The organism is Campylobacter sp. 2018MI13, assembly GCF_018501135.1.
GTDB lineage: Bacteria > Campylobacterota > Campylobacteria > Campylobacterales > Campylobacteraceae > Campylobacter_E.
Genome location: NZ_JAHCZC010000111.1, coordinates 1 through 3,746, shown reverse-complemented (window position 1 = coordinate 3,746; position 3,746 = coordinate 1). Strand labels below are relative to the sequence as shown.

Sequence of the window (3,746 nt, the reverse complement as noted above, 5' to 3'; positions counted from 1 at the left end):
ATTTATATAAAAATAATAATTTTACCATATTAAAAATTATAGGTATAGTAAAATTTTTTAAATACCTATTGAAAGGAATGAAATGAAAGGAATAATTTTAGCAGGGGGTAGTGGAACTAGACTTTACCCTATTACAAAAGGAACAAGTAAGCAACTTTTAGCAATATACGATAAGCCAATGGTATATTATCCATTATCAGTTTTAATGCTTGCAGGGATTAAAGATATTCTAATCATCTCAACACCTGATGATTTACCAAGCTACAAAAAGCTTTTAGGAAATGGAGACGATTTAGGTATCAAATTATCGTATATAGAGCAACCAAGTCCAGATGGTTTAGCTCAAGCATTTTTATTAGGTGAAGAATTTATTCAAAATGAAAATGTATGTTTAATTCTTGGTGATAATATTTTTTATGGTCAAGGTTTTACAGATATGCTAAAGCAAAGTGTTCAAAATGCAAACGAAAATAAAGCAACTGTTTTTGGATACTATGTAGCAGATCCAGAGCGTTATGGTGTAGCAGAATTTGATGAAAGTGGCAAAGTAATTAGTATAGAAGAAAAGCCAAAAGAGCCTAAAAGTAATTATGCTGTAACAGGGCTGTATTTTTATCCAAATGATGTTGTAAAAAAAGCAAAAAGTGTTAAGCCATCAGCTCGTGGTGAGTTAGAAATTACAAGTATAAACCAAATGTATTTAAAAGAAAAAAGATTAAATGTTGAGCTTATGGGTCGTGGCTTTGCTTGGCTTGATACAGGAACTCACGAATCATTACTTGAAGCAAGTAATTATGTAATGACGATCGAAAAACGCCAATCACTTAAGGTGGCTTGCCTTGAAGAAATAGCTTATAAAAAAGGTTGGATAAATAAAGAAAAACTTTTGAAATTAGCTGAGCCTTTAGCAAAAAATGACTATGGTAAGTACCTAATAAATTTATCGAATTTAAAATGAAAATAACTAATATTTTTTTTAATTGTGTATATGAATTTATACCAAACTATATCAACGATAATAGAGGATATTTTGTAGAATACTATAATGAAACAAAACTAAATAAATTAGTAAATAAAAATATTCGCTTCTGTCAAGATAACGAAAGTAAATCTGATAAATATGTATTAAGAGGATTACACTATCAAATTCCACCATATGCGCAAAGTAAATTAGTAAGAGTAATTAATGGAGCAATTTTAGATGTTATTGTAGATATTAGAATCAAAAGCCCTACTTTTGGTAAGTATATATCTACAATATTAAGCAAAGAAAATAAAAAACAAATATTTATACCTATAGGATTTGCGCATGGTTTTTTAACACTAGAAGAAAATACTATTATAAACTATAAAGTAGATAATTATTATTCCAAAGAACACGAAAGAGGGATTATATATAACGATAAATATCTAAATATTAATTGGAATTGCGATAATATGATTTTATCAGATAAAGATAAAGTCCAACCACTGCTTAGCGAATGTAAAGAGTTATTTGAATATGGGGTAAATTACTATGCCTAATGTTTTGATAACAGGTGCAAATGGACAACTTGGAAGTGAATTAAAAGAACTTTCGTGTAATTATAATGATAATTTTTATTTCACTAATAAAAATGAGCTTGATATTAGCAACTCATCTATTTTAAAATATTTTATAACGCATAATAAAATTAGCACCATTATCAACACAGCAGCTTATACAGCAGTAGATAAAGCAGAAAATGAAAAAGACTTAGCCTATCTAATAAATCATAAAAGCGTTGAAGAAATGGCTAAAATATGTGCTAAATATAATGTTTATTTAATCCACATATCAACTGATTATGTATTTGATGGTACCAATCATACTCCATATAAACCAGATAGCAAAACAAATCCTTTAGGAGTATATGGGCATTCAAAAGAATTAGCAGAACAAGCTATCTTAAATACACCGAACCTAAACGCTAGCATAATTCGCACTTCTTGGGTTTATAGCTTTTATGGTAAGAATTTTTTAAAAACTATGTTAAATCTTTTTAAGACTAAATATAGTTTGGATATAGTAAGTGATCAAATCGGAAGTCCTACATATGCTAAAGATTTAGCTGATTTTATACTTAGCAAACATACGAAATTTAAAAGTGGCGTAAATATTTATCATTACTCAAACGAAGGGGTTTGTAGCTGGTATGATTTTGCATATTTCATAAATGAGTTAAGCGGTAATAAGTGCAAAATAAATCCCATAAAAACTAGCGAATATCCCACAAAAGCCACTCGCCCAAGCTATAGTGTGCTAGATAAAGATAAAATCAAAAAAGAATTTGAAATAGGAATTTCACACTGGAGTGAAGGTGTGAAAGATTGTTTAAAAAGACTAGGAGAACTTAAATGAAAAATATATTATTAACAGGCACGGCAGGGTTTATTGGCTCAAATTTTGTTCCGTATTTTTTAGATAAATATAGCGAATATAATCTTATAAATCTTGACCTTTTAACATATGCAGGCAACCTTGAAAACTTAAAAGAATGCGAGAAAAATACACGCTTTAAATTTATAAAGGGTGATATTTGTAACCGAGAGCTAGTGGAGTTTATATTTAAAGAGTTTGATATAAGCGGGGTTATTCATTTTGCAGCTGAAAGTCATGTGGATAATTCTATCAAAAACCCAGAAGCTTTCATAAAAACAAATGTAAATGGAACTTTTACGCTTTTAGATGTAGCTTATAAATACTGGATGAATAAGCCATTTGCCTATAAAGATGAGTATAAAAACGCTAGATTTCATCATATAAGCACAGATGAGGTTTATGGCACTCTAGGAGAGACTGGACTATTTAGCGAAACCACTCCATATGCACCTAATTCTCCTTATTCATCAAGCAAGGCAAGTTCTGATATGATAGTTCGTGCTTATCATGAAACTTATGGATTAAATACGATTATTACAAATTGTTCTAATAACTACGGACCAAAACAACACGATGAAAAGTTAATCCCAACTATCATTAGAAATGCTCTTGCAAATAAGCCTATTCCAATATACGGCGATGGTAAAAATATTCGTGATTGGTTATATGTGCTAGATCATTGCAAAGGTATTGATATAGCATATCATACAGGCAAAGCAGGACAGACTTATAACATAGGTGGTAAAAACGAACGCACAAACCTTGAGATAGTTGCTAAGATATGCGAGATTTTAGATGAGCTTTTACCAAAAAATGAAAGCTATAAAAACTTACTAACATTTGTAGAAGATAGAGCAGGACACGATAGACGCTACGCAATAGATGCAAGCAAGATTGAAAATGAGCTTGGCTGGAGAGCTGATGAGACATTTGATAGCGGTATAGTAAAAACCATAAAGTGGTATGTAAAAAAGTATGCAAAGTAGTAATTGTGTAGCAATAATTATGGCTACTTATAATGGAGAAAAATACATATCTAAACAATTAGATTCTATTATAAATCAAGCATACAAAAATATAAAAATATATATAAATGATGATTGTTCTACTGATAATACTTATAGTATTTTAAAACAATATCAAAAAAAATATCCCTATCTAATAAATATAAAACAAAATAAAAATAATATTGGTTTTATTAAAAATTTTGAAACACTAATTAAAAATTGTAATGAGGATTTTATTGCTTTATCAGATCAAGATGATATATGGGATAAAAATAAATTATCAAAACAAATGGAAATTATTTTAAAATATGATTTTCAAAATACCCCATTAATGATAC

5 protein-coding genes are annotated in these 3,746 nt (G+C 29.1%); all 5 read left to right on the top strand.

What is annotated here, in order from left to right; all coding sequences use genetic code 11:
- Positions 1 to 82: 82 nt before the first annotated feature.
- Positions 83 to 958, top strand: coding sequence for a glucose-1-phosphate thymidylyltransferase RfbA (rfbA, locus tag KJQ99_RS08870; protein ID WP_214150587.1), 876 nt, complete (start codon positions 83 to 85; stop codon positions 956 to 958).
- Positions 955 to 1,524: a dTDP-4-dehydrorhamnose 3,5-epimerase gene (gene rfbC, locus KJQ99_RS08865; RefSeq protein WP_214150586.1), complete on the top strand. Its 570-nt coding sequence runs from the start codon at positions 955 to 957 to the stop codon at positions 1,522 to 1,524. Before rfbA ends, rfbC begins: the two co-directional genes overlap by 4 nt.
- On the top strand, positions 1,517 to 2,380 hold the full coding sequence (gene rfbD / locus KJQ99_RS08860) for a dTDP-4-dehydrorhamnose reductase (protein WP_214150585.1): 864 nt from the start codon (positions 1,517 to 1,519) through the stop codon (positions 2,378 to 2,380). The genes rfbC and rfbD overlap by 8 nt, the downstream gene beginning before the upstream one ends.
- Complete coding sequence (gene rfbB / locus KJQ99_RS08855) at positions 2,377 to 3,387, top strand: dTDP-glucose 4,6-dehydratase (RefSeq protein ID WP_214150584.1); 1,011 nt, start codon at positions 2,377 to 2,379, stop codon at positions 3,385 to 3,387. The genes rfbD and rfbB overlap by 4 nt, the downstream gene beginning before the upstream one ends.
- The coding region (locus tag KJQ99_RS08850) for a glycosyltransferase (protein ID WP_214150583.1) at positions 3,377 to 3,746 on the top strand (370 nt) is incomplete at its 3' end. The genes rfbB and KJQ99_RS08850, both read left to right, overlap by 11 nt.

Coding starts and splice junctions, on each gene's coding strand:
- rfbA (WP_214150587.1), top strand. CDS start 83: ATGAAAGGAATAATTTTAGCAGGGGGTAGTGGAACTAGACTTTACCCT.
- rfbC (WP_214150586.1), top strand. CDS start 955: ATGAAAATAACTAATATTTTTTTTAATTGTGTATATGAATTTATACCA.
- rfbD (WP_214150585.1), top strand. CDS start 1,517: ATGCCTAATGTTTTGATAACAGGTGCAAATGGACAACTTGGAAGTGAA.
- rfbB (WP_214150584.1), top strand. CDS start 2,377: ATGAAAAATATATTATTAACAGGCACGGCAGGGTTTATTGGCTCAAAT.